Here is a 24,542-nt window from a genome sequence, read left to right as displayed (position 1 = left end):
AACCGCCGTCGTTCTTTGTTCGGTGCGGTAAGCGGTTAGACGACCTTCAGCGCCGCTTCGAACGAAGCGCCGGCGCCGCCGGACAGCGTGGCGTTGATGGTGACCACGCCGCCGCCCTTGACCTGCAGGCGGGGGTCCGAGGCCGTGACCTTCCGGAACGGCCGGTCCAGCTCAAGTTCAATCCGCGCTGCGGCAATGGACTTCGTGGGGCTGGACACCGCAACCTTGGCGTCAACGTCCGTGCCGGATGCGAGCACCGCACACGGGGCGTCGGAGCGCACCGGACCGTCAGTCACGGCAGCGAAGAAGTGCGCGAACACGAACCAGCGGCCCAGCTGCTTGACGCGCACGATGTGGGCGGCGTCGTCCTGGCGCAGGATCTCAATCTCCAGCTCTGCTGCGAGGTCGCGGGTGCGTTCTGCGGTGGCGCCCGGGACGATCACGTAGCCGTACTTGCCGCCCGTGGTGCCCACCGGGTGCTGCACGGACAGTGTTGCGTAGGTCCGGGTGACGGGGTCGGTGGTTCCGCCGGTGTCCGAGCCGGAGTTGATCTCGCGCCAGTTGCCCGTACGCTCGGCCACGTCTGCACGCACGGCCTGGCTGCCCAGGAAAATGTAACCGGCAATGCCTTCCAGGTGGGCGTACGACGGCGTGAGGCCGGCTGCAGTCGACGTCACCTTGGTGCCGTCCACAGTCAGCGCGGGGGAGGAACCGGCCGGGAAGGAGCGGTTCTCGACGATGGTTTCGGCGTCCGCACCGGTGACGTTCACGCCGGAGCCGAGGGCAATGACCACTTCGTCAAGCAGGAACCAGGACTTCTTGGCGCTCACGTTGCCGAGGCTGTTGGTCAGGTCCATGCCTGCGGTGCCCCACTTGCCGGCGAGGCCCACGCCACCGCCCCAGAGGTTCGACGCCGGCGGGATGCCCGTGCCGTTGGCGGCACCGTTCGGGCGCGGGGTGAGGGACGCCGTGGTTCCGGGCATCCGGTAGGGGTCCACCGTCGGCCAGAAACCTTCCGAGAACTGGCCCTGGTCGGAGGCGAGGTGCAGGTATCCAACACCGTCGCCGTGGTGCCAGCCGAGGTTGTTCTCGTTGTTGCCCCACTCGTAGCGGCCAATCCGCCTGGAGGAGGTGGACACGGTGTAGGCCCAGGTGGCACCGTTCGAGTCGCTGCGGTGGACCATACGCTCCTGGGCTCCGAACTGCAGGTGGCCGGGGAGCTCGCGCTGCACGGGAATGCTGGAATCCGCCAGCATGGGCAGGGCGCGGGAGAGGTCGGACAGGCTGGCGCTCTTGGTGTAGTCCACGTTGCAGCTGGTCAGCCAGGTCTTTGCCATTGACTTGTAGGTGCTGCGGTACGGCTCTGCGATCTGGGTGGCCATCAGCATCAAGGAGTTAGCCGTGGACCAGGCGTTGTGGTAATCCTGCTCGCGCTGCCGGGAGACTGCGCGGCCGCGGACGGTTGCCATCATGCGGCCGCTGAAGATGAACGGGGCAAAGGACTTGGTGGCCGCGTCGAGGATGACAGCTTTGTTGGGGTCGGTGACGTCCCAGGAACTGCCCGCAACGAGCATCAGCGAACGGGCGACGCCGCCGATTGCCACGTTGCCGTAGGTGCCAACATACGGCAGTTTGTCGTGGTCGACGTAGGAGCCGTCGGCGTAGAAGCCGTTGCCTGAGGTGACGTACTTAAAGAGGCTGGCCTTGCCGCCGCCCTGGATGTCGCTGAGGGCGTCGCGGCCCAGGGCAATGTCGTCGGCGTTGCGGGCGACGATGCCGCGCAGGATGCAGGCGAGGGCCTTGTCCGCACGGTTTCCACCGGTCTCCGACAGCCACGGAATGTCGCGGCGGATGTTCGGGTTGGCGACCTGGACGCGGATGGCATCCGTCGCCGTCTTGCGGTCCTCAGCAGTCAGCAGGGAGTCGATGAGGATGGAAAGGTCGGCCAACGTGCGGGGGATGCCGATTTCCCAGAACCACCAGTTACCGGTGCGCCGGGGCGGGTTGACCGAGTACCAGTCGGTGTACATGCGGCGGTACCAGAGCACCAGGGTTGCCGCGATTTCCGCGTTGCCGAACTGGTCCGTGCCCACGGTTGCCCATGCCTTGGCGATCGTGAGGATGCGGGAGTACGTGTTGCTGGTGTTCGCGGCGTCGCTCTTGGACATCGGGTAGTCGTTCCAGATGTACCCGTCTACGGCGGGGTTCTTCACACTGCTGTCCCAGAACCTGGCGGCATCGTCGGACATCGTGCGCAGCTGCGAAGCGATGGTGGGATGGGCGGTGTCCAGCGCGGAGCCACCGGTGATGTAATCGGCCCAACGCTGGCGGAGGCCGTCGAACTCGTCTGCGGCCATGGCGGGCGGTGCCCAGAAAGGTTGTCCGGCCAGCGCCACTGCTGCGGATGCGCCTGCTCCGAACAGGAGCAGGCTGCGGCGGGACAGGGTGCGGTTCGCGATGGAACCGGCTATCGACGTCGAGTTGGAGTTCGTCATTGATGCCTCTCGTAAAACAACTGAAAAGTCTTCCGGCCTGATGCGCGGGGTTGAACGCGTGATGCGCGTCACTGTTGGAGGGTAGCCGGACTTAGCGGGGAAGACCAGCATTCAGGTTTCGGATCTTTCGTATCATCCCACGGGGGCCGCAGAGGAGGCACCACTGGTGATCAGATGAGCCAAACGAAAGCTAAGCGTTCAATCCTGCCAGCCTGGGAACGGCCTGCGAGGCACGTCATAAAGCAGCATTGTGACCAGTTCAACAGCGCAGGCGAACGACCAAAACGACGTTAACTGCAAGCCGGTTGGGCAAGGCGATACGGTAGTAGCATGACCTCTATTTCCACGGCCGTATCCACCCGGCTTGATCGCTCCATCCCCGCTGATATTGCCCGTTCGTGGCTGCTTGTTAACGCCATGAAGACTGAGCTTTTCGACCAGTCTGCGGTATCACGGGCGGACTCGATCATCCTGGATATTGAAGATGCCGTGGACCCCTCACAGAAGGATGAGGCGCGGAACAACGTCATTGACTGGCTGACCGGCGGCGGCAAGGCCTGGGTCCGGATCAACGACGCCACCAGCCCGTTCTGGGCGGACGACCTCGCAGGCCTCCGCGGCACCCCGGGCCTGCTGGGCATCATGCTGGCCAAGACCGAATCCGCGGACCAGGTCACCGAGAGCTTCCACCGCATGGACGGCAAGACTCCCGTGATCCCGCTCGTGGAATCCGCCGTCGGAATCGAAGAAGCCAACCACATCGCCAAGGCCCAGGGCGCGTTCCGCCTGGCCTTTGGTTCCGGTGACTTCCGCCGCGACACCGGCATGGCGGCCACCCCCGAGGCCATGGCCTACCCCCGTGCCAAGCTCGTTGTTGCCAGCCGCGTGGGTAACCTGCCCGGCCCCATCGACGGCCCCACCGTCGGCACAAACCACCCCATCCTGCGCGAGCAGACGGGCATCACCGTGATGATGGGAATGACCGGCAAGCTCTGCCTGGCCATTGACCAGACCCCGGTGATCAATGAAGTCATCAGCCCCACGCCTTCTGACGTCGCCTGGGCCACGGACTTCATGGCGGACTTCGAAGCCAACGGCCGCGTCATCCGTGACGGTTCGGACCTGCCGCGTTTGGGCCGCGCCGAGAAGATCATGAAGCTCGCCGTCGCATTCGGCGTGCAGCCCGCTCTGTAGCGCCGGCAAGGCTCGGTAGACTGGCACGGTGCTGAACGAATTCTGGGCCACTGCGCCAACCCGCTACAAAGTCCTGGTTTTCAGCGCAATGGGGCTGATCGCCGTCGGCATCATCCTGAACCTCGTGGGCAACAGCACGGGGAACCAGGGGCTGGCTACTGCATCGCTGCCGTTGATCGGACTGGGCCTGATCCTGCATATCGCCGGCATTGTGGTCCGAGGGCAGGCCATCCGGAAGAACCTTCGCCGATAGCCTGCCCCGGCGGCCTGGAAACACTCCGGAATCATCGGCCGCTGCGGCTAGGCTTGAGGCCATGAGTATCAATCCGGACCTGCAGGGCCGCAGCTATCCTGCCGCAGAGGTGTACCACGTCGGGCGAGAGAAAATCCGCGAGTTCGCCTCCGCCGTCAAAGCCACCAACCCAGCCCATTTCGACGTCGACGCCGCCACCGCGCTGGGTCACAGGGACCTCGTTGCGCCTCCCACCTTCGCCATCATCGTGGCGCAGCGGGCGGATGCCCAGCTGATCGAGGACCCGGAGTCGGGCATCGACTTTTCACGGGTGGTCCACGCGGACCAGCGGTTCACGCACCACCGGCCGATCGTGGCGGGGGACCGCCTCGTGGCCGAACTCCACGTTGATGGTGTGCGTCCCATGGGCGGCGGTGCCATGATCACCACGCGTGCGGAGATCCAGGCCGTGACCGAAGACGGCGGATTCGAGAAGGTCGCCACCACCACCTCATCACTTTTGGTCCGCGGAGAGGGGCAGTAACCATGGGTCCGAACATCACAGAGCTCAGCGTCGGCCAGGACATCGGCAGCCGCACCATCACTGTCACCCGCCAGGACCTGGTCAAGTACGCCGGTGCCTCCGGAGACTTCAACCCCATCCACTGGAACGAGGCCTTCGCCACCTCCGTGGGCCTGCCCGGCGTCATTGCGCACGGCATGTTCACCATGGGCTCTGCCGTCCAGTTGGTCAGCGACTGGGCAGGGGACCCCGCCGCCGTCGTGGATTACCAGACGCGGTTCAGCAAGCCTGTGCCGGTGGCGGACACTACCGGAACCTCCGACGCCGGCGCGCAGATCGAGGTCAGCGGAACCGTGGGAGCGCTGGACCCTGAGGCCGGAACCGCCCGGATCGACCTGACCGCCATTGCCGGCGGAGTGAAGGTGCTGATGAAGGCCCAGGCCGTCGTCAGGCTGTCCTGACCAGGGAACCGGTCCGCCGGCCGCGTGCCGGGGGACAGGCCGCCGGGGCTTTGGATCCTGAGGGAGGTCATGCTCAACGGCAGCTGACCCTGTGGCGCGTCGGCGTCGTGATTGCCTACGGCGCCAGCGGCATCGCTTTTTCCTCGTGGGTTTCCAGGCTTCCCGCCATCCGGGACAGCCTTGACCTGACTCCGGCGAACATCGGTGTGCTGCTGCTCTGCCTGTCCCTGGGCTCGTTCGTTTCGGTCTCCGCGTCCGGGCTCATTGTGCTGCATTTCGGGTCCAAGGGGACCATCCGGATCGGCAGCATCATGGTGGGGGCGGGTCTGGTCCTGGCTGGCCTCGGCACCACGGTGCTGACACATCCCGTAGCTGTGGCCGCGGGCCTCGCCGTCATCGGGCTGGGAACGGGCAGCTGGAACACCGCCTCGAACGTGGAGGGCGCCGCCGTCGAACGTGCCCTGGGCCGGCACATCATGCCCCGGCTGCACGGCGCCTTCAGCCTGGGAACCGTCGCTGGTTCGGGGCTGGGTGCCTGGGCCGCATGGGCAGGCCTTCCCGTCGCCTGGCACCTGGGTGCAGCCGGCGCCGTCGTCGCGCTCTCCGTTTCGGTCGCCTCGGCCTGGTTCCGCGCCGATGTTGAATCGACCCCAGGTGAACGCGTGTATGCGCAGGACACCTTCGAAGACCCGCAGACCGGCCCCATCCCCATCCTGCCCATTGCCGATCCGGCAGGCAGCGCGCCGGTGGACAACAAGCGCATGATCGCCCAGGCATGGCGGGACAAGCGCACGCTCCTGCTGGGCGTGATGGTGCTGGGACTGGCGCTTGCCGAGGGCGCTGCCGGCGACTGGGTGGCCCTTGCCCTCGCGGACAGCTATCACCAATCGGACGCCGCCGGCGCTGTGGGCTATGGCCTGTTCGTGACGTTTATGACCATCGGCCGCTTCGCCGGAACACATGTGCTTGACCGGTTTGGCCGCGTCCCGGTCATGCGGGCCTGCGTCCTACTGGCGGTGTTCGGGCTGGCGCTCTTCGTCTTTGCACCCGCTCCCTGGGTGGCATTTGTTGCCCTGGCGCTGTGGGGTCTCGGTTCATCCCTGGGCTTCCCGGTGGGCATGTCCGCCGCCGCTGACGACCCCGCCAAGGCCGCCGCCCGCGTGTCCGTGGTGTCCACTATCGGCTATGGCGCCTTCCTCTGCGGCCCCCCGTTGCTGGGACTGCTCGCCGAACACATCGGCATCCTGCATTCGCTCCTTGCGGTCCTGGCCATGCTGGTGGTCAGCTTCCTGCTCTCCCCGGTGGCACGCAAGGCAGGCTGACCCGCCGTCGTCCACGGACTAGGCTGGTGGGGTGACCCAGACACTGCTTTCCCAGATGACCACCGCCGCCGTCGGAGGCCCTGCCGCAACCTATGTTGAGGCCCGCACCGAGGCAGAGATTATCGACGCCGTGCGTTCGGTGGATGAGGCAGGCGGGGAACTGCTGATCATCGGCGGCGGGTCCAACCTGCTGATTTCCGACGACGGGTTCCCCGGCACAGTGGTCCGCCTCGCCTCAGAGGGGTTCACCGTTAACGCGGAAGACTCGTGCGGTGGTGTTTCGGTAGTTGTCCAGGCCGGGCACGACTGGGACTCCCTGGTGAAGCACGCGGTGCTGCATGCCTGGTCCGGCCTCGAAGCGCTGTCCGGCATCCCCGGGTCCACCGGCGCCACCCCTGTACAAAATGTCGGCGCCTATGGTTCGGACGTTTCCCAGACTATCGCCGCCGTGCGGACGTGGGACCGGGAAAAGAACGCCGTCCGGACCTTCACCAATTCGGAGCTGAAGTTCGGTTACCGCGACTCGGTCCTGAAGCAGTCAACCGTCAACGGCTCGCCGCGCTTCGTCGTCCTTACCGTCGAATTCCAGCTTCCGCTGGGCCGCATGAGCGCGCCCATCAGGTACGCCGAACTGGCCCGTTCCCTTGGCGTCGAGCCGGGCAAGCGGGCCTACTCCACTGACGTCCGGCGCGAGGTGCTGCGGCTGCGCGCGTCCAAGGGCATGGTGCTGGACCCGGAAGACAGGGACACCTACTCCACCGGCTCATTCTTCACCAACCCCGTGGTGTCTTCAGCCGTTGCCGCTGGATTGCCCGAGGGCGCGCCCCGGTACCCTGCCGGCTCTGAAGGGCTCGTGAAGCTCTCCGCGGCCTGGCTGATTGAGCACGCCGGCTTTGCCAAGGGATACGGCCTCGATCCGGACAGCGCGTCCGGCGGGAGGGCATCGCTGTCCACCAAGCACACGCTGGCCATCACCAACCGGGGTTCCGCCACGGCCAAGGACATGCTGGCCGTTGCCCGCGAGGTGCGCGACGGCGTCCGCGACGCCTTCGGAATCGAGCTGCACCCGGAACCACTGCTGATCGGCCTGGAACTCTAGCCCCTCCCCAGGCCTGTCAACACTCCTAGGATGGGGGCATGGCTAAAAACGTGGGGCTCACAGTCAGCGGCAAGATCAACGGCGCAGTCAACGGCAAGGTCATCGGCAGGCTTCGGTTGGTCAGCCAGGGGCTGTTGGGCCCCGGGTTTACGAGCGTCCCGGACGCCGTCCGCTGGATGACAGCCATGCAGGCCCAGGACCTTCCCGCAGCCATGTGGGCGGTGGGTTGCCGGGTCCCGGGTGCGGGACTCAGCGACGTCCGGGCGGCCCTCGACGCCGGCACTGTCGTCAGGTCATGGCCCATGCGTGGGACGCTGCACCTGGTGGCTCCGGAGGACCTTCGCTGGATGCTGGACCTCACGGCTGAACGGCTGCTCCGCTCAGTGGCCCCACGCCACCGCGAACTCGGTATTGCCTGGGCGGACATCGAGAAGTGCCGCGATATTGCCCTGGAGCTGATTTCCGCAGACGGGCCGGCCAGCAGGGCCGGACTCTTCGCCGCTTTTGAGGCCGCCGGCCAGCCAACCACCGGCCAGCGCGGCATCCATATCCTCGGAACGCTGTGCCGGCACGCCTGGCTGGTGCTCGGCCCCATGGCCGGGAACCAGCAGCAGTTTGCAGCATTCGACCAGTGGATCCCGGTCTCCCGCAAGCCCGAAGGGACCGATGCGCTGGCAGAATGGATGCTGCGCTACTTCACCAGCCACGGCCCGGCGACCATTCGCGACTTCGCCTGGTGGACGCAGCTGCCACTCACCCAGGTCCGGGCGGCCTTCGAGTCCGTGCGGGACCAGCTGGTTTGCCTGGAGTTCGCCGGCACCGAGTACTGGCTCTCACCCACGGTTGCCGCGTTGCTGGAAGAAGGAGTCCCGGGCTCCCGTTCGGTCCTGTTGCTGCCCGGCTACGACGAGTTCCTGCTGGGCTACATGGACAGGAGCCTGGTCCTGGATACGGCTCACTCCGGCAAAATCGTGCCCGGCGGGAACGGCGTGTTCAAGAAAACACTGGTGGCCGGGGGAGAGGTGATCGGCACCTGGGCGCTCCAAGGCACCGGCTCAAGTGCCGCCGTCGTGCCTGAACTTTTTGAGGAGCGGAAGCCGCCGGTCTACAGCAAGGCCGCCCGGCGTTACCTGGACTTCCTGGCCGGCTGACCAGGGCGCCAAAATCTGCCTCTTAAGGCCAGATCAGCCCCTTAAACACCTCGAGCGGCGAGTTAATGCCGCTTAGGTTCAACCTAAGGAGCATTAACTCGCCGCTCGATGGTGGGGGGCTGCAGGCCTAGAGGTTGCCCGTGGCGATGTTGAGCATGCGGCGCAGCGGCTCGGCGGCGCCCCAGAGGAGCTGGTCGCCCACGGTGAACGCGCTGATGTAGTTGGGGCCCATTTCCATCTTGCGGATGCGGCCCACCGGGATGTCCAGGGTGCCCGAAGCGGCCACGGGGGTGAGCCCGGCCATGGAGTCTTCCTTGGTGTTGGGAATGACCTTGGCCCATTCGTTGTCCTCGGCCAGGAGCTTCTCGATCTCGGCAACGGACAGGTCCTCGCGGAGCTTGAGGGTCAGTGCCTGCGAGTGCGAACGCATGGCGCCGATCCGGATGCACAGGCCGTCCATGATCACGCGGTTCTCAGCGGAGGTACCCAGGATCTTGTTGGTCTCAACCCCGGCCTTCCACTCTTCCTTGGACTGTCCGTTGCCCAGGTCCGCGTCGATCCACGGGATGAGCGAGCCGGCCAGCGGCACGCCAAACTGGCTGGCGTCGATGTCCGTGCGCTGGTGGGCCAGGACCTTGCGGTCGATGTCGAGGATGGCCGACGCGGGGTCGTCCAGTTCCGTGCTGACCTCGGCGTTGAGCGTGCCGAACTGGCTGAGGAGCTCGCGCATGTGCCGGGCTCCGCCGCCGGAAGCGGCCTGGTAGGTCATGGAGGTGCCCCACTCGACCAGGCCGTTCTTGAACAGCCCGCCCAGGCCCATGAGCATGCAGGAGACTGTGCAGTTGCCGCCGATGAAGTCCCTGGTGCCGTTGACCAGGCCCTTGTCGATCACGTCCCGGTTGATGGGGTCCAGCACGATGATCGAGTCGTCGTTCATGCGCAGCGTGGAGGCGGCATCGATCCAGAGGCCGTCCCAGCCGCGGCTGCGCAGCTGGGTGTGGACCTGCTTGGTGTAGTCCCCGCCCTGGGCGGTGACAATAATGGGCAGCTTCGCCAGGGTATCGACGTCGAACGCGTCCTCGAGCTTGCCGGCGTCGCCCCCTGCCGTTCCAGCGAACGACGGCGAGGCACCTCCGGCATTGGAGGTGGAGAAGAAGACGGGGTTGATGTTCGCGAAGTCGCCCTCATCCTGCATGCGCTGCATCAGGACGGAACCGACCATGCCGCGCCAGCCGACCAGGCCGACGGAGGGGGAAGCTGCTGTAGTCATTCGTCCAGTTTAGACTTCCGCCGCTGCCGCACGCAGTCGGTTACGTCACTCCGCCCCGGAATGCAGCAGCTGCTACTCCGGCCGGCTTTCCTGCATCAGGAGGGTTTTGCGGGCGCGCAGGGCGTAGAACGCGCCAAAAGCGAAGACCTGGGTCACGACCACCAGCACGATGATCCCCACGATCTTGTTGCCGCCGAGGATGGTGGTCAGGCCGATGATGGCGGACAGGAGCGCCAGCAGGGGCAGCAGCATGTAGCCCAGGAAAAAGAGGGTTTCTGGTTTCTTGAGCACGTCAGCCTTCGGTCCTGGTCCAGTGGGTGAATTTGTAGCGGGTGCCGTTGGCCCCCGTGAGCCAGCCTTCTGCCGGCTCGGTGGCGACGGCGGTCCATCCGGCGTCGAATTCCGGGGCGAAGGTATCACCCTCCGCGTCGACGTCGATGGTGGTCACCACAGCTGTGTCCGCCAACGGCATGGCCTGCCGGAAAACCTCGCCCCCGCCAAGGATCCAGACAGTTCCGTTTCCCTCAGCGAAGCGGGATTCCACCAGTGCCTCGTCAAGCGACCCGACCACGACGGCGCCGTCAGCCTCGGGTGCCGCAGCCCATTCCGGGTGCCGCGTAATCACAATATTGGTCCGGTTGGGCAGCGGACGGTACTTGTCCGGGAAGGACAGCCAGGTCTTGCGGCCCATGATGACAGGATGCCCACGGGTCACCCGGTTGAAGTGCCTGAGGTCCTCCGGCAGGTTCCACGGCATATCGCCTTCCATGCCGATAACTCCGGCAGGGGTCTGCGCCCAGACCATGGCCACGCCCGTGATGGTGCCGGCCAGCTCTTCTGTGAAATCAGGGGTGGCGTTCATACTGCGATCGGCGCCTTGATGGTGGGGTGGTGCTGGTAATTGATGACGTCGAAGTCATCCAGCGTGTAGTCCAGGATGGAGCCGGGCTTGCGGGTGATCTCCAGCTGCGGGTACTCGTACGGGTCCCGCTCCAGTTGCTTGAGGACCTGGTCCATGTGGTTGTCATAGATATGGACGTCACCACCGGTCCACACGAATTCGCCAGGCTCCAGCCCGGCCTGCTGCGCCACCATCAGGGTCAGCAGCGCGTACGAGGCGATGTTGAAGGGTACGCCCAGGAACATGTCCGCCGAGCGCTGGTACAGCTGGCAGGACAATTTGCCGTCAGCCACGTAGAACTGGAAGAACGCGTGGCAGGGCGGCAGGGCCATGTCCTTGAGTTCGGAAACATTCCACGCGGAGACGATGTGCCGGCGGGAGTCCGGATTGGATTTGAGGTTCTCCACAACTTCGGTGATCTGGTCGATGTGGCCGCCGTCAGGGGTGGGCCAGCTGCGCCACTGCACACCGTAGACCGGGCCCAGTTCGCCCTCGGCATCTGCCCATTCGTTCCAGATGGTCACGCCCTGGTCCTGCATCCACTTCACGTTCGAGTCACCGCGCAGGAACCAGAGAAGCTCCACTGCGACGGACTTGAAATGGACCCGTTTGGTGGTGATCAGCGGGAAGCTGTGCGCGAGGTCGAACCGCAGCTGCCGGCCAAAAACACTGGTGGTCCCGGTTCCGGTACGGTCCGACTTATGGGTGCCGTTTTCCAGGACATCGCGCAGCAGGTCTTCATACGGGGTTGGGATAGTCACGGATAAAGTCTACGGCTTTCCATCCGGAAGACGGCGTTCCGTGCCGGTTCGGCGCAACTGACCGCGCACCAGGTCCAGCAGGAGTTCGTCACTGAGCCGGGCATCCCGTCCGGCGGAGATGAGAAGGTCGACGGCGCCAATCACCTCGGCAGGCACACCTGCCGCAGGCGCCTGCGCGCCGCCGCCGGGTGCAGTCGGGGCAACAACCGTGCCGGCGCGGCGCCGGGACTGGATCTGCCCTGCTGCCTCAAGTTCCTTGTAGGCGCGGGCGATGGTTCCACCGGCCAGGCCAAGGTCAGCCGCCAGGCTGCGGACAGTAGGCAGCCGGTCACCGGGTGCCAGGGCGCCGGTGGCAATAAGCGCACTGATCTGGGAACGGATCTGCTCATACGGGGGTGTTGCTGAACCCAGGTCAACGGACACCAGCGGGTCCATCACTGACGCTCCGTTGCGGTGGCCGACGGACCGGTAGCAGACTGCGTTGTGCCGGATGTCGCCGGGCCATGCCCTGTCACCGGCGGGGGCTGGTTGCGCGAAATGAAGGTCCGGACGGGAGTGACTATCAACCCGACCGCGGCAGTACACAGCACGGCGCCGGCAACCACTGCTGGTCCCCAGCTCTGGTACGCGTCGGCGGGTGCCAAGGGGTTGCCCAGCCCAAACAGCCACCGCCACGCGTAGGTGTTGGTCAGGACAAGAACGCCGGCCTGGCCGAACAGGAAGGCGGCAATGGTGCGGACCAGCCGGTACATGCTGATTCCACGGAGTGCCGCATCGAGGCCGGGCACGTTGCCGCCACAGTCCCGCCGGTGCGTAATGAGCAGCAGCGGCAGCACTCCAAGGGCGAGGACGGCTCCAACAGTGACTGTGGGAACCATCCACCGGCGCTCCGGGCCGTACCAGATCGCGCCGGTGACGCCATCCGCCCATACGGTGACAGTAAGGACTGTGACGAAGGCAGCCAGGGCCACGATGGTTACGGTCAGCAGCGCCGGGCTGACGGGCTGGAGCGGCATGGTTTTGGCCCCGCCCGGGCGGCCGTAATTCTTTTGCAGGAGGAGTTCGCCCGCGCCAAGGGTGAGCAGAATGGCGCCTGCCATAATGCCGAGCAGCAATGATGGGTCCTGCCGAAGGACAGCGCCGCCAGGGAGCAGCAGGAGCAGCACAGTCACGCCCACACCGGCCAACGGCAGGACGGAGCCCAGGGAAACCATCAGCCTGGTGGCCGGCTGCGAGGCCTCCCGCGGTGCGGAGAGGGAGCGGTCCGGGCGGGTGGCCAGCAGCGCTGTGAGCGCTGGGGGACGCCACGCGAACATCACCAAAAGGACCACCGTGGTAGCGATTCCGAAGTAGTTGATCCAGACGCTGGGCAGGGGCAAAGCCGGGTCCGGGACGCCGGCAAAGTTGCCCGCAATTGCAGCCAATCCTGCCGCGACCGTTGCCACGGTGCGGAGCAGCCTGTTCATGGCGATGGTCCGCAGGAGATCGTTGTCCGCAGAATCCAGCGTCTCCAGCTGGCGCCGCCCGGCAATCAGCGCCAGCACAGCCCAGGTACCCGTTGCCAGCACGGCGAGGGCCGCCCCCAGGCAGACGGCCAGCAGCTGTCCGGCGATCCGGCCATCCCGCCCCGCAGTCTGATAGCTGGAGTCAAAGCTTTGGCCAGGCGGGGGAGGCGGCAGATTGGTGGGCGGGACGGCCTGGTAGCCCGGAAGAGTGGCCACCCAACAGATAGCCAGGGCGGCAGCGACAAAAACAGCGAGGGTGGTCCATGCAAGCCGCCGGGGCAGGAAGTCAGAAATCCGCCTCACCGAAAGCGGCGCCACCCGGCGGACTCCACGGGGCCGGGGGTAGGTGAACTGGCCCACCGCGTGGATAGCCAGCACCGCAAGGACAGGCCAGGCCAGTGCGGCGAGGATTTCGCCCGCGGTCTCCAGGGCGTTGCTGCCGCCGGGCCTGCCGTGGAGAACTCCCGCTTGGGCAGCACCGTGCAGTGAGCTGCCCATCCAGCCCATGATGCCGATCCACAGCGCGTGCTGGGAAATGGATTCCGGGGTTGCCTTGCCTCCGGGCGCAATAATGACCCAGCGCAGGATCACGTACACAACAACGCCCAGGAACAATGGCCCAAGGAACGCCAACGGAGGCACCCCGGAGACGCCTATTTCAAATGCCTGATCGCCCACGTTTCCCCCAACGGCACCGCACCAAGAAGCTATGTATCAATGAATCAAGTATTTGATACAAAGGCTGCCCGGTCAAGGCTTCGGAACCACCGGAACCTAGTCGTCGAACGGCTTGAACTGCTCCACGGACACAATCCGTTCCTTCTTGCCCAGGGTGACATGGCAGATGATCATCTCGCCGGGTGCCAGGTACGGATCTGAACCAGGGAGGAGTGCCCGGAGCCGGGGCGGCATATGCTCGCCCAACTGCTTCAACACCGTGGGCAGGGCGGGCCGGTGCGTGCACAGGACCACCGGTCGCTGCTTGTCGAAGAGGGACTCCACGATCGCCGCAGTCTTTTTGGGGTTGCGGGCGTGCCGGTGTTCGGTGAGCGCCTCCACCTGCTTGATCTTTGCATCAACAGCCTTGGCGTACGGCGCGACTGTTGCCATGCAGCGTACCCACGGGCTGGTGACCACCCGCAAGGGCCGCCATACCTGCAGCAGCCGCTTAACGGCCTGGGCCTGCCGGATGCCGGTGGCTGCCAGCGGACGTTCGCCTTCGGCCTTGGTCCACGACGAGCGTGGTTTCGCCTTGGCATGGCGGAGGATGATCAGCGGCCAGGTGCCGAGCTCCCGGCGATCGTAAGCAGCTGCAAGGTGTTCCAGGGGCACAACGTCCGAAGGGTTGGACAGCATCTCCGCCGCCCGTTCCGGGGTGCACCACTTCACGGCGTCCACTTCCTTGCCGTCCGGGCGCAGCAGCGTTCCATCAACCCGAACGGCCCAGTAGTGCACCACCTTCAGGCCGGAGGCCACGCGGTAGCGGATTTCCGGCAAGGGGATACCCAGGGGTGCACGAAGGCCAATTTCCTCGTCGATCTCCCGCACGGCGCATTCAGGAATGGTCTCGCCCGGATCCAGCTTTCCCTTGGGCCAGGACCAGTCGTCATAACGCGGCCGGTGGATCAGCAGTACTTCCAGGCGGTCCTTGACGATCCGCCACGGAATGGCGCCGGCAGCAATGACTGCCACCGGCCCGTCCAGGACCTCGGCCTGGTCGGTTACGGGTGCGTCGCTCACCAAGTGCACAGCCCTAGCGCCGGGTCAGGGACCGCTGGCGTGAGCGGGACCTGATGAGCCAGGACTGGATGTCTGCCAGCGGCGTCCCGTCCTCAGCGAGGTGGTGACGGGTCCAATGGCCGTCATTGTCCAGGTGCCAGCTGGACGTTGCCGGATCCAGATAGCGCTCCAGCAGGTCCTGGACGTACGCGATGTCTTCGGCATTGGACAGGCGGACCAGTGCCTCGACGCGGCGGTCCAGGTTGCGGTGCATCATGTCAGCGGAGCCGATGTAGATCACCGGGTCGCCGCCGTTGGCGAAGGCAAAAACGCGCGAGTGCTCCAGGAACCGGCCCAGGACGGAACGCACCGTGATGTTCTCGCTCAGTCCCGGCACGCCGGGGCGCAACGAGCAGATGCCACGCACCACCACGTCAACGCGGACACCGGCCTGCGATGCCCTGTACAGGGAATCGATAATGGCCTCGTCCACCATGGAGTTGACCTTAATCTGCACCCGGGCCGGGACCCCGGCGCGGGCATTGCGGATTTCGGTCTCGATGCGGTCGATCAGGCCTGAACGCACGGAGCGCGGAGCTACGAGCAGCCGCTTGAACGTGGACTTCGGCGCGTATCCGGAGAGCTGGTTGAACAGCTTGGAGAGGTCCTCGCCCACCTGGTCATTGGCGGTCAGCAGGCCGAGGTCCTCGTAGTAGCGTGCGGTGCGGGGGTGGTAGTTGCCCGTACCAATGTGGCAGTAGCGGCGGATGCCGTCCACTTCCTGGCGGACCACCAGGGACAGCTTGCAGTGTGTCTTCAGGCCCACGATGCCGTAGACCACGTGGACGCCGGCCTGTTCGAGCTTGCGTGCCCAGGAGATGTTGGCCTGTTCATCAAAGCGGGCCTTGATCTCCACCAGGGCCAGGACCTGCTTGCCGGCCTCGGCGGCGTCGATCAGCGCATCCACGATGGGCGAATCGCCGGAGGTCCGGTAGAGGGTCTGCTTGATTGCCTGGACCTTGGGGTCGGCGGCGGCCTGCTCCAGGAAGGCCTGGACCGAGGTGGAGAAGGAATCGTACGGGTGGTGCAGCAGGATGTCCCGCCGGCGCATGGCGGCGAAAACGTTGGCTGCCTTGGAGGTCTCGGATTCGTTGAGGTACCGGGACGTGTGCGGTACCTGCTTGGGGTAGTGCAGGTCCGAACGGTCGATTCCGGCGATCACCGAGAGTCCGCGAAGGTCCAGGGGCGCGGGAACGGTGTATACCTCGGATTCCTCGACGCCGAGCTCCCGGATGAGGAGGGCAAGGATATTCGGGTTGATGTCGTGGGTGACCTCGAGCCGTACGGGCGGACCAAAGCGGCGGCGCAGGAGTTCCTTTTCCAGCGCTTGCAGCAGGTTCTCGGCGTCGTCCTCTTCAACCTCGACGTCCTCGTTGCGGGTGACGCGGAAAATGTGGTGTTCAAGCACTTCCATGCCCGCGAACAGCTTGTCCAGGTGCACGGCGATGACTTCTTCGAGGGCGATGAAGCGGGCCACGCGGCCTGCAACGGCTCCGGCGCGCGGGCCGTCGATGGAGATCAATCGGGGCAGCTGGTCCGGGACCTTCAGGCGGGCGAAGAGTTCCTTGTCGCTTACGGGGTTGCGGACCACCACGGCAAGGTTCAGGGAGAGCCCGGAGATGTAGGGGAACGGGTGTGCAGGGTCCACGGCCAGCGGCGTCAGGATGGGGAAGACCTTCTCCGCGAACATCTCGCTCAGCTGCTGCTTGGCGGCGTCGTCCAGTTCGTCCCAGTGCATCAGGTGGATGTGCTCGTACGCCAGGGCTGGGCGGATCTGCTCGGAGAAGACCCGTGCGTGCCGCTGCTGCAGGCGGTGGGCTTCCTCGCTGATCTCTTCCAGGACCTCCACCGGGCTGAGTCCGGCGGGGGAGGGCACAGCCAGTCCGGTGGCGATGCGGCGCTTGAGGCCGGCCACCCGGACCATAAAGAACTCGTCCAGGTTGGAGGCGAAGATGGACAGGAAGTTCACACGCTCCAGGAGGTGGAGGGTGGGGTCTTCGGCCAGTTCCAGCACGCGGGCATTGAACGCCAGCCAGCTGAGTTCCCGGTCCAGGAAGCGGTCAGGGCGGATGTCGCCTTCGGGCTCAAGGTTGGGCGCGAACTCGGGGATGTCGATCCGGTCCTGGGTGGCGCGGGAAGCGGGTACCTCGGAGGATCCAAAGCGGGCCCTGGCAGGAGGAACGGCCACCTCAGTCGTCGCTGCGTCGGCGGTTTCAGGTTGCATGGCGTCTCCTTAGGGTGGCACTGGCTGGTGCGGGCCGGCAGCCGGCGCGAGTCTGTTTCAACCTTACAATCATTCGACGCGCCGGAAGCCCGGGTTTTGGCAGTCGACGCCGCATTCCGTGGTTCATTACATGAACCTTTGGCCAACTCTTACGGACGCTCCGCCAGGGCCCCGTAGAGGACGTCCATGTCCCAGCGGGTGAAGCCCAGTTTCCTGTACAGCGCGACGGCGGCTGTGTTGTCCGCGTCGACGTACAGCATGATGGCCTGGAGCCGTTTTTGCTGGAGATACCTGATTCCCGCCACCGTGAGGGCCTTGCCCAGCCCGAGCCCCTGCGCCCCAGGGGTGACGCCGACGACGTACACCTCACCCAGGGGCGGATGACCACCGTGCACCGGGTGGATCTTCGTCCAGTGGAAACCGAGCAGGGTGCCGGAACGGTCCACGGCCAGAAGGAAGCCGGCGGGGTCGAACCAGTCCTCGGTCATCCGGGCTTCCAGGTCCGCCCGGGTCATTGATCCCTGCTCCGGGTGATGCGCGAACGCTGCCGCATTTGCCGCGAGCCAGGCGTCTTCATCCTGTCCCGGCACAAAGCTGCGCAGCGTCACACCGTCCGGCAGGCCGGCGTCGGGCAGTCCCGCGGTGCCGTCCGTGAGGCGCATCTTCCACAGTTCCCGGACCGGTCCGAAGCCGTAACGGGCCGCGAGTTCGGCAGCCGCCACATGGCTGCCGTGCGCCCAGGCCTGCAGCCCGGACAGCCCGCGTGTGTGCTGGAGTTCGCCGATCAGCCGGTCCGCGGCCCCCAGGTTGCGGTAGTTGGGATGGATCGCCACTTCCAGGGTTCCCGTCCGGTCTTCTTCTTCAACCACGACGGCGGCACCCGCCAGGTCCGGACCGCCCGCCTGGCGTTGGGGGTCGGTACTGCCCTCGCGCTCGGGTGCGTAGAGAAGAAGGGTATGAACGGCAGCGGAACCCGGCTCCGCGGTGCCGAGCGTAATGACTGTCTGCTCCGAAAGGGGCGGATTGCCGTCGGATTCCTCGGCTGCGGCCAGGAGGTCGCGGACGTCGTGGAGCAAGGCGGTATCCAGCCCGCCTTTAATGGACAGGACTGGCCAGGATTCCGGATGTGCGGGACTCATAGGCCAAGGCTATACGCAGCCCGTTCGATTGCGTCCAGCCGGGGCCCGTCAGGCTTCGGTGAGCTCGTCTTCCTGCTGGCGCACCAGGGTGAGCCGGTAGCCGACGTTCCGGACAGTGCTGATCAGGTTCTCGTGGTCTGCACCCAGCTTGGCGCGCAGGCGCCGGACGTGGACGTCAACGGTGCGGGTGCCGCCGTAGTAGTCATAGCCCCAGACTTCGGTCAGCAGCTGCTGGCGGGTGAAGACCCGGCCCGGGTGCTGGGCGAGGTACTTCAGGAGTTCGAATTCCTTGAAGGTGAGGTTCAAGGGCGTGCCGTTGACCCTTGCCGTATAGCTCGCTTCATCGATCACGACGCCGGCGGCCCGGATTTCGGACGGGGTGTCCTCTTCTTCGGGAACTGCCCGGGCGATCGAAAGGCGGATCCGGGCCTCGACCTCGGCGGGCCCTGCCGAGTCAAGGACGATGTCGTCAACGGCCCAGGCGGAGGAGACAGCCGCCATGCCGCCTTCGGTCAGGATCAGGACCAGCGGAGCGCTGAGGCCGGTTGCCTTCAGGAGCTGGGTGAGGGAGCGTGCTCCCACCAGGTCCTTGCGGGCATCGAGCAGGACGATGTCGCAGGGATCGGTTTCCAGGAGCGCAGTGGGCTCGGCGGCCAGGATGTGGACGCGGTGGTTCAGCAGTTCAAGGGCAGGCAGGATATCAACCGAAGAGCCGGTGCTGTTCGTCAGTAACAGGATGTGCGACATTATTCCTCCAAGGGCCGTCCGCGCATCATTGAGCGTCTGAACCGGGTTTTCACCGGCCGGTACCGGCATCCGGTTCGGGTACTTCCGGCGCAGTTGTCAGCCGCTGCCGGACACCGTCACTGAATGCTTAGCTGAGCTCTGAGTATACCCAAGAGGGTGACTGGAGACACTGCTCATGGCCTTATTGCGCGCCGGGTTGCGACATAAGCAGGTCACATAGGGCAGGATTGTCAGGGTCAGGTTCCATGCCCTCACGGGGCGCAACCGCCTGAAAAGTACGCCAGGGAAGTACAGCCAGGATGGGGATGCAGCGACAGTGAGTCCAGAAGTGATTGCGGACGCCGCGGGCCGCCCGCGTGGAGGAAACGGCGCCCACGGAGGCCCGGGGATTACGGTCCAGCCGTGGCTGATCGGGCTGGCTGGCCTGCTGTGCCTGGGGGCACTCCTGGCCGGCCTCTACATTTCTCCGGCTGCGCTGCTGGGGGTGGGCATCGTTGCCGCGCTGCTCGCAGGCTATGGCTGGCCCCACTTCCTGGATGTTCCCGCACGGAAGACGCTCGCCGCCGTGATCGCGATTCCGGGTGTCGGTTCCGCGTGGGCAGCCCACACCCTTCCCGCCCCCGGATACCTGGACGCCACCCCCGGATTCATCGCCCTGGGATTCATCGCCGTCTTTGTAGTCCAGCTGCTGCGCGGCACCGGCCAGGCCAAACGGCTGGAATCCACTCTCGGCTGCTGCGTGGGCGTCCTGCTCTCCTGCCTGGGCGCGGGATGGATCGCAGCCGCCCGGTTCAACGGGGTGCGCGAAATGCTCGCTGTGGCAGCGGTCAGCGCCGCCGTCGCGCTCCTGATAGGACTCATTCGCTGGCCGGACAGCATCGTTGCGCCCCTGGGCATCCTGGCCGCAGGTTTGTCCGGGCCAATGGCAGGCCTGGTGTTCTCCGGCATCGCCGTATTGCCGGCCGCAATCTTCGGGGTGGTGGTAGGTGCTGTGCTGGTCAGTTTCCGGCGGCTGGCCACCCTGCACACCGCCCCACTGGGCGTTCCCGCCGCCCTCAGCCTGGGCATCGCGCCCGTCCTTGCGGTGGGGTCCCTGGCCTACTTCATAGACAAACTTCTTATCTACTAACGCGTTAGGATGTCAGCATGTCTGTTCTCGCATTCGAAATCTTCTTCCTTGTCCTCCTGGGCATCGCCGGTATCGCCATGGCCTGGTTCGCCGGCTATGTGGTGTACCGCTTGTTCAAGGGGCAGAAGTAACGCCCGCGGGCGTTCCTGTTTTCACCTGGGGTAATTCCTGTGCCTATTGAAATTCCCACGGACCTGACGCCCGAACTCGTTCCCCTTTCCTGGCTCATCGGTGAGTGGGAAGGCAGCGGCCGGCTCGGCAGCGGCGACGAGGATTCGGAACACTTCGTCCAGAAGGTTTCCTTCACCCACAACGGCCAGCCGTACCTGCAATACCGTGCGGAGAGCTGGCTGACCGATGAGGACGGCACCGTCCTGCGGCCGTTGTCAGTGGAGACCGGCTTCTGGTCGCTGGAGCGCAAGCAGCTCGACGCTGACGTGGGGCCCGGCCTCACGCCCGGGGATATCGTTCCTGCCCTGAAAAGCGCTGACGAGGTCGAAGCCCTGCGCAATGAAGATGGCGGCTTCAACATCTCCGTTTCCATCTCGCACCCCGGCGGCATCACCGAGCTCTACTACGGCCAGATCAAGGGCCCGCAGATCCAGCTCGCCACGGACATGGTGATGCGGGGCAGCCACTCCAAGCAATACTCGGCGGCCACCAGGATCTTCGGACTGGTGGACGGCAACCTGCTCTGGCGGTGGGACGCCGGAAAAGAAGAAGGCAAAGGCCTGGAAGCGCACGCATCCGCTTTCCTTAAACGCGTCGCCGGCTGACCCATTGGGAACTTTTGGGAATACCACCGGCAGGACAGGACGTTCCTTCGGTTATGAACTCTAAAAGCCCTCTGTTGTCGCGCCCCGGTGCAGTCGAAGCCGGCGGGCTGGACGCCGGTGTGGCGTCCCACTACGGTGAGCCGCTGCGGGAGCAGCGCGCGCTGGCCAACGGCACTGCCGTCGTCGACCTTTCCCACCGTGGCGTGGTCACCGTCAGCGGCCCGGACCGCCTCAGCTGGCTGAACACCCTTTCTTCCCAACAGCTCACGCAGCTGCCTCCGGGCCAGTCCACTGAACTGCTGCTGTTGAGCGTGCAGGGCAGGATCGAATTTGATGCCCGGGTAGTGGACGACGGCGGGACCACCTGGTTGCTGGTTGAGGGCGCCGAGGCTGCACCGCTGGCAGAGTGGTTGAACCGGATGAAGTTCATGCTCCGTGTGGAGGTGGCGGACGTTTCCGCGGAGTGGGCGGTGCTGGGGTCCACCCGGGCCGTGGAGGAATGGTCAGCCCTGACCGTATGGCAGGATCCGTGGCCGCATGTCACACCGGGCGGCTACGCCTACTCTCTGGTCAGCGAGGACCAGCACCCGGGCCTTGAGCGCCCCTGGTTTGAATACCTGGTCCCGGCCAAGGACCTCGAAGCTGCGGTGCGTGAAATTGCAGCGGCCGGCCGCCAGCTCGCGGGCGCCTGGGCAGCGGAAGCCCTGCGGATCGCAGCATGGCGCCCACGCTGGGGCGCCGAAACGGACGACCGCACCATTCCCCATGAACTGGACCTGCTCCGGACCGCCGTGCACCTGTCCAAGGGTTGTTACAAGGGCCAGGAAACCATTGCCCGGGTCCACAACCTGGGCCATCCGCCGCGCCGCTTGGTGTTCCTGCAGCTTGACGGTTCCCAGCACACCCTTCCGGCCGCAGGCAGCGAGGTATTGGCCGGTGACCGCAAGGTGGGATCCGTGACATCCGTCAGCCAGCATTACGAGATGGGTCCGGTTGCGCTGGCGGTCATAAAGCGTTCGGTCGCTGCTGATGAAACACTGACGGTGATGGACGGCGATGAACCTTACACCGCCGCCCAGGAACTGATTGTTGCTCCCGACGCCGGCCAGGTGGTCGGGCGCCAGACTGGATTCCTGAGGGGGACCCGATGACCGATTCCCAGCCCGCCGCGGACAATGGCGCTGCAGACCAGGACGCCGTGGATCTTGCGCATACGCTGTTCGAAGGTGCCAGGGCGGGAGATGCCGCGCTCCTGGGCCGCTACCTGGAGGCCGGGGCACCGGCCAACCTGACCAACGCCGCAGGCGATTCGCTGCTGATGCTCGCGGCCTATCACGGGCATGCGGACACTGTTCAGCTGCTCCTGGGCCATGGCGCGGACGCCAACGCAGTCAACGACCGCGGCCAGACCCCGCTGGCCGGAGCCGCGTTCAAGGGCTACGCGGACGTTGCACGGGTTCTTCTAGAAGCCGGCGCCGATCCTGAAGCCGGTACTCCCTCTGCACGGGCGGCAGCGGAGATGTTTGCCCGGAAGGACATCCTGGAGCTCTTGGGCTGACCAGGCTTGGAGTAAGGCCGGCAAACCTAGGGGGAATTCCTTATGGAAGAAGTGACCAGGCCGTGGGCTGCCTTGTGGGCCCTGGTCATCGGGTTCTTTATGATCCTGATCGACATCAACATTGTGTCGGTGGCGAACCCCCGCATTATGGAGAGCCTGCAGGCTGACATCAACGCGGTGATCTGGGTGACCAGCGCCTACCTCCTGGCATACGCGGTGCCGCTGTTGATCACTGGCCGGCTGGGGGACAGGTTCGGACCCAAGAACCTCTACCTCGGGGGCCTGGTGCTTTTCACCGTGGCGTCCCTGTGGTGTGGACTGTCGACGGACATCGGCATGCTGATCGTTGCCCGCGTGTTCCAGGGCCTCGGCGCAGCATTGATGACCCCGCAGACCATGGCCGTCATCACCCGGATCTTCCCACCGGACCACCGTGGAGCGGCCATGGGCCTCTGGGGCGCCACGGCCGGAATGGCCACACTGGTGGGTCCCATCCTGGGCGGCGTCCTGGTGGACAGCCTGGGCTGGGAATGGATCTTCTTCATCAACGTGCCCATCGGCATCGTAGGTTTTATCCTGGCCTGGCGCTTTGTCCCGGTCCTGAGCACCCATCCGCATAAGTTCGACATCCCCGGCGTGGTGCTGAGCGCCGTCGGGCTTTTCCTGCTGGTGTTTGGCATCCAGGAAGGCGAAACCTACAACTGGGGCACCATTGCCGGGCCCATCACTGTGTGGTCGCTGATCATCGCCGGCGCGGTTGTCCTGGTGGCGTTCATTTTGTGGCAGAAGTACAGCAAGGGCGAACCGCTGCTCCCGCTGGGGCTGTTCCGGGACCGGAATTTTTCACTGGCCAACATCGGTATCACCGCCGTTGGCTTCGCCGTCACGTCCTTCAGCCTGCCGCTCATCTTCTACTACCAGCTGGTCCGCGGGATGACGCCCACCCAGTCCGCGCTGCTGATGGTGCCCATGGCCGTCATCATGGCCGGCCTGGCACCCGTGGTGGGGCGCTACCTGGACAGGGTCAATCCCAAGTTCATCAACTGCGCCGGACTGGTACTGATGGCTGTGGCGCTGGTGTGGAATTCCCTGCTGATGACGCCGGACACGCCCATTCTCATGTTCCTGCTGCCCAGTGCCGTCCTGGGGTTTGCCAACCTCGGCATCTGGGCGCCGTTGAGCACCACCGCCACGCGCAACCTGCCTCCGCGGCAGGCAGGCGCCGGATCAGGCGTCTACAACACCACCCGCCAGATCGGTTCGGTGCTGGGCAGCGCAGCGATCGCCGTCCTGATCCAGGCGCGCCTGGCCGCGGAGCTTCCCGCCGGCGCCGGGGGCGGGGCATCGGAGTTCGCGGGCTTGCTCCCGGAGACTCTCCACGCGGGATTCTCGACGGCGATGGGCCAGTCGATCATGCTGCCCGCCGCTGTGGTGCTGCTGGGCGCAGCCGTGGTCCTGTTCTACGAGAAACCCAAACCTGCCATCGATTGGGACGAACCGGAATTCAGCACGGCGCGGCCGGGACTGCCGGACTAGCGCGATTGCGGCGCGGCGCTGCCTAGCAGCACCCTGGTGTGGATCCCGCCGGTCACGAACCCCATGCTCCTGGCCAGGGCCAGCGAACCGGTATTGCTGACGTCGGCAGGCCACTGCAGGGTGAGCCCGGACGCCAGGGCCTCGTGTGCGGCGATCGACGCCGCCAGCGATCCCAGCCCGCGGCGCCGCCACTGCGGATCCACCAGGACGCCCAGATGCGCCAGCAGGCCTTCCCACTCCGCGTAGCCGGAGCTGGCGACAGGCACGTGCCGGCCATCGTCGTCGTGGATCACCGTGAAATGGTGGGCCATGCCGGCCAGGTCCACCTCGTTGACGTCGTCCGGCGGGCACCGGGATTCAAGCTCGATTGCGTCCCGCTGGGCCTGCGAAACGGTGAGTTCGTCGGAGGGCTGCTGCAGCGGCAGGTCGTCGGCGAAGAACAGTGCTGCCGCTCCCAGCCCGTGGCCGCCGTGCTCCCGCGCCAGGGTCATCAGGGTAACGTGCTGGGCCAGTTCCTCATCAGGAATACTGGCGGCGGCGTCGGCAGCCCAGCCCGGGCCCACCAATGCTGATGCCCCGAACAGCCGCACGAACTGGACGCTGGTGGCCTCTTCGTCAACGCGGATAATACGTTCGCCGCTTGCCAGGGCTTCGGCGAAGGCCTGGTCTTCCAAGCCGAGGTGCCGCGCCCAGGCGAGCTGGATGATGTCCGCGGTGCCGTGGTCCAAAGTCATGGCTCC

Annotated in this window: 24 protein-coding genes; 12 read left to right on the top strand and 12 right to left on the bottom strand. The window is 65.7% G+C overall.

The window, feature by feature from the left end:
* Positions 1-35: 35 nt before the first annotated feature.
* Positions 36-2,495, bottom strand: a complete 2,460-nt coding sequence (locus tag ACPJW8_RS14010; protein ID WP_330187387.1) for a polysaccharide lyase 8 family protein — start codon at positions 2,493-2,495, stop codon at positions 36-38.
* Positions 2,496-2,825: 330 nt separating this feature from the next.
* On the opposite strand from ACPJW8_RS14010, the gene ACPJW8_RS14005 reads away from it, so the two are divergent.
* From ACPJW8_RS14005 to ACPJW8_RS13975, 7 genes are all read left to right on the top strand, one after another.
* Positions 2,826-3,689, top strand: a complete 864-nt coding sequence (locus ACPJW8_RS14005) for a CoA ester lyase (protein ID WP_330187388.1) — start codon at positions 2,826-2,828, stop codon at positions 3,687-3,689.
* 28 nt (positions 3,690-3,717) lie between these two features.
* A complete protein-coding gene (locus ACPJW8_RS14000; protein ID WP_330187389.1) occupies positions 3,718-3,942 on the top strand; it encodes a DUF3188 domain-containing protein in 225 nt (74 codons plus the stop codon).
* Between the two features lie 61 nt (positions 3,943-4,003).
* On the top strand, positions 4,004-4,465 hold the full coding sequence (locus ACPJW8_RS13995; protein WP_330187390.1) for an FAS1-like dehydratase domain-containing protein: 462 nt from the start codon (positions 4,004-4,006) through the stop codon (positions 4,463-4,465).
* 2 nt (positions 4,466-4,467) lie between these two features.
* A complete protein-coding gene (locus ACPJW8_RS13990; protein WP_330187391.1) occupies positions 4,468-4,905 on the top strand; it encodes a MaoC family dehydratase in 438 nt (145 codons plus the stop codon).
* Positions 4,906-4,955: 50 nt separating this feature from the next.
* On the top strand, positions 4,956-6,227 hold the full coding sequence (locus ACPJW8_RS13985) for an MFS transporter (protein WP_330187392.1): 1,272 nt from the start codon (positions 4,956-4,958) through the stop codon (positions 6,225-6,227).
* Between the two features lie 31 nt (positions 6,228-6,258).
* Positions 6,259-7,326 carry a UDP-N-acetylmuramate dehydrogenase gene (locus tag ACPJW8_RS13980; protein WP_330187393.1) on the top strand — a complete coding sequence of 356 codons (1,068 nt, stop codon included), beginning with the start codon at positions 6,259-6,261 and terminating at the stop codon, positions 7,324-7,326.
* Between the two features lie 38 nt (positions 7,327-7,364).
* Complete coding sequence (locus ACPJW8_RS13975; protein WP_330187394.1) at positions 7,365-8,477, top strand: winged helix DNA-binding domain-containing protein; 1,113 nt, start codon at positions 7,365-7,367, stop codon at positions 8,475-8,477.
* Between the two features lie 127 nt (positions 8,478-8,604).
* Here ACPJW8_RS13975 and asd read toward each other — a convergent pair whose 3' ends face one another.
* The 10 genes from asd to ACPJW8_RS13925 form a co-directional block, all read right to left on the bottom strand.
* A complete protein-coding gene (gene asd, locus ACPJW8_RS13970; RefSeq protein WP_330187395.1) occupies positions 8,605-9,747 on the bottom strand; it encodes an aspartate-semialdehyde dehydrogenase in 1,143 nt (380 codons plus the stop codon).
* Positions 9,748-9,819: 72 nt separating this feature from the next.
* Positions 9,820-10,038, bottom strand: coding sequence for an NF038396 family protein (locus ACPJW8_RS13965; protein WP_330187396.1), 219 nt, complete (start codon positions 10,036-10,038; stop codon positions 9,820-9,822).
* Position 10,039: 1 nt separating this feature from the next.
* Positions 10,040-10,609, bottom strand: coding sequence for a dihydrofolate reductase (locus tag ACPJW8_RS13960; protein WP_330187397.1), 570 nt, complete (start codon positions 10,607-10,609; stop codon positions 10,040-10,042).
* Positions 10,606-11,409 (bottom strand): thymidylate synthase, encoded by an 804-nt coding sequence (locus ACPJW8_RS13955; RefSeq protein ID WP_330187398.1) that lies wholly within the window; start codon positions 11,407-11,409, stop codon positions 10,606-10,608. Before ACPJW8_RS13955 ends, ACPJW8_RS13960 begins: the two co-directional genes overlap by 4 nt.
* Positions 11,410-11,418: 9 nt before the next feature.
* Complete coding sequence (locus tag ACPJW8_RS13950; RefSeq protein WP_330187399.1) at positions 11,419-11,844, bottom strand: GntR family transcriptional regulator; 426 nt, start codon at positions 11,842-11,844, stop codon at positions 11,419-11,421.
* On the bottom strand, positions 11,844-13,592 hold the full coding sequence (locus tag ACPJW8_RS13945) for a hypothetical protein (protein ID WP_330187400.1): 1,749 nt from the start codon (positions 13,590-13,592) through the stop codon (positions 11,844-11,846). The genes ACPJW8_RS13950 and ACPJW8_RS13945 overlap by 1 nt, the downstream gene beginning before the upstream one ends.
* Positions 13,593-13,688: 96 nt before the next feature.
* The gene (locus ACPJW8_RS13940) at positions 13,689-14,657 is read right to left on the bottom strand and encodes an NUDIX hydrolase (protein WP_330187401.1); all 969 of its coding nucleotides are present in this window, start codon (positions 14,655-14,657) and stop codon (positions 13,689-13,691) included.
* A 10-nt stretch (positions 14,658-14,667) separates the two neighbouring features.
* Positions 14,668-16,917 carry an RNA degradosome polyphosphate kinase gene (locus tag ACPJW8_RS13935; RefSeq protein ID WP_330187402.1) on the bottom strand — a complete coding sequence of 750 codons (2,250 nt, stop codon included), beginning with the start codon at positions 16,915-16,917 and terminating at the stop codon, positions 14,668-14,670.
* Positions 16,918-17,066: 149 nt separating this feature from the next.
* Entirely contained in the window at positions 17,067-18,056 is a 990-nt protein-coding gene (gene mshD / locus ACPJW8_RS13930) for a mycothiol synthase (RefSeq protein WP_330187403.1), read from the bottom strand.
* Between the two features lie 48 nt (positions 18,057-18,104).
* On the bottom strand, positions 18,105-18,803 hold the full coding sequence (locus ACPJW8_RS13925; protein ID WP_330187404.1) for a response regulator transcription factor: 699 nt from the start codon (positions 18,801-18,803) through the stop codon (positions 18,105-18,107).
* Between the two features lie 388 nt (positions 18,804-19,191).
* Here ACPJW8_RS13925 and ACPJW8_RS13920 point away from each other — a divergent pair, with 388 nt between their 5' ends.
* The 5 genes from ACPJW8_RS13920 (at position 19,192) to ACPJW8_RS13900 (ending at position 23,802) form a co-directional block, all read left to right on the top strand.
* Positions 19,192-19,932, top strand: a complete 741-nt coding sequence (locus tag ACPJW8_RS13920) for a permease (RefSeq protein ID WP_330187487.1) — start codon at positions 19,192-19,194, stop codon at positions 19,930-19,932.
* A gap of 170 nt (positions 19,933-20,102) precedes the next feature.
* Positions 20,103-20,708 (top strand): FABP family protein, encoded by a 606-nt coding sequence (locus tag ACPJW8_RS13915; protein WP_330187405.1) that lies wholly within the window; start codon positions 20,103-20,105, stop codon positions 20,706-20,708.
* 53 nt (positions 20,709-20,761) lie between these two features.
* On the top strand, positions 20,762-21,859 hold the full coding sequence (locus ACPJW8_RS13910) for a YgfZ/GcvT domain-containing protein (RefSeq protein WP_330187406.1): 1,098 nt from the start codon (positions 20,762-20,764) through the stop codon (positions 21,857-21,859).
* Positions 21,856-22,266 carry an ankyrin repeat domain-containing protein gene (locus tag ACPJW8_RS13905; protein ID WP_330187407.1) on the top strand — a complete coding sequence of 137 codons (411 nt, stop codon included), beginning with the start codon at positions 21,856-21,858 and terminating at the stop codon, positions 22,264-22,266. The genes ACPJW8_RS13910 and ACPJW8_RS13905 overlap by 4 nt, the downstream gene beginning before the upstream one ends.
* 42 nt (positions 22,267-22,308) lie before the next feature.
* Positions 22,309-23,802: a DHA2 family efflux MFS transporter permease subunit gene (locus ACPJW8_RS13900; protein WP_330187408.1), complete on the top strand. Its 1,494-nt coding sequence runs from the start codon at positions 22,309-22,311 to the stop codon at positions 23,800-23,802.
* On the opposite strand, the gene ACPJW8_RS13895 is transcribed toward ACPJW8_RS13900, so the two are convergent.
* Positions 23,799-24,536, bottom strand: a complete 738-nt coding sequence (locus tag ACPJW8_RS13895; RefSeq protein WP_330187409.1) for a GNAT family N-acetyltransferase — start codon at positions 24,534-24,536, stop codon at positions 23,799-23,801. The genes ACPJW8_RS13900 and ACPJW8_RS13895 overlap by 4 nt on opposite strands.
* Positions 24,537-24,542: the final 6 nt, after the last annotated feature.

This window comes from Pseudarthrobacter sp. J47, from assembly GCF_049810315.1.
Classification (GTDB): domain Bacteria; phylum Actinomycetota; class Actinomycetes; order Actinomycetales; family Micrococcaceae; genus Arthrobacter.
Note: the sequence above shows the minus strand (reverse complement) of the source record. Positions and strands in the feature narration are given on the sequence as shown.

What these genes read in the sequence shown, in the direction of transcription:
- ACPJW8_RS14010 (WP_330187387.1), bottom strand. Translation starts at nt 2,495, where the DNA reads ATGACGAACTCCAACTCGACGTCGATAGCCGGTTCCATCGCGAACCGC.
- ACPJW8_RS14005 (WP_330187388.1), top strand. Translation starts at nt 2,826, where the DNA reads ATGACCTCTATTTCCACGGCCGTATCCACCCGGCTTGATCGCTCCATC.
- ACPJW8_RS13995 (WP_330187390.1), top strand. Translation starts at nt 4,004, where the DNA reads ATGAGTATCAATCCGGACCTGCAGGGCCGCAGCTATCCTGCCGCAGAG.
- ACPJW8_RS13990 (WP_330187391.1), top strand. Translation starts at nt 4,468, where the DNA reads ATGGGTCCGAACATCACAGAGCTCAGCGTCGGCCAGGACATCGGCAGC.
- ACPJW8_RS13975 (WP_330187394.1), top strand. Translation starts at nt 7,365, where the DNA reads ATGGCTAAAAACGTGGGGCTCACAGTCAGCGGCAAGATCAACGGCGCA.
- asd (WP_330187395.1), bottom strand. Translation starts at nt 9,747, where the DNA reads ATGACTACAGCAGCTTCCCCCTCCGTCGGCCTGGTCGGCTGGCGCGGC.
- ACPJW8_RS13960 (WP_330187397.1), bottom strand. Translation starts at nt 10,609, where the DNA reads ATGAACGCCACCCCTGATTTCACAGAAGAGCTGGCCGGCACCATCACG.
- ACPJW8_RS13950 (WP_330187399.1), bottom strand. Translation starts at nt 11,844, where the DNA reads ATGGACCCGCTGGTGTCCGTTGACCTGGGTTCAGCAACACCCCCGTAT.
- ACPJW8_RS13935 (WP_330187402.1), bottom strand. Translation starts at nt 16,917, where the DNA reads ATGCAACCTGAAACCGCCGACGCAGCGACGACTGAGGTGGCCGTTCCT.
- mshD (WP_330187403.1), bottom strand. Translation starts at nt 18,056, where the DNA reads ATGAGTCCCGCACATCCGGAATCCTGGCCAGTCCTGTCCATTAAAGGC.
- ACPJW8_RS13925 (WP_330187404.1), bottom strand. Translation starts at nt 18,803, where the DNA reads ATGTCGCACATCCTGTTACTGACGAACAGCACCGGCTCTTCGGTTGAT.
- ACPJW8_RS13910 (WP_330187406.1), top strand. Translation starts at nt 20,762, where the DNA reads ATGAACTCTAAAAGCCCTCTGTTGTCGCGCCCCGGTGCAGTCGAAGCC.
- ACPJW8_RS13905 (WP_330187407.1), top strand. Translation starts at nt 21,856, where the DNA reads ATGACCGATTCCCAGCCCGCCGCGGACAATGGCGCTGCAGACCAGGAC.
- ACPJW8_RS13900 (WP_330187408.1), top strand. Translation starts at nt 22,309, where the DNA reads ATGGAAGAAGTGACCAGGCCGTGGGCTGCCTTGTGGGCCCTGGTCATC.
- ACPJW8_RS13895 (WP_330187409.1), bottom strand. Translation starts at nt 24,536, where the DNA reads ATGACTTTGGACCACGGCACCGCGGACATCATCCAGCTCGCCTGGGCG.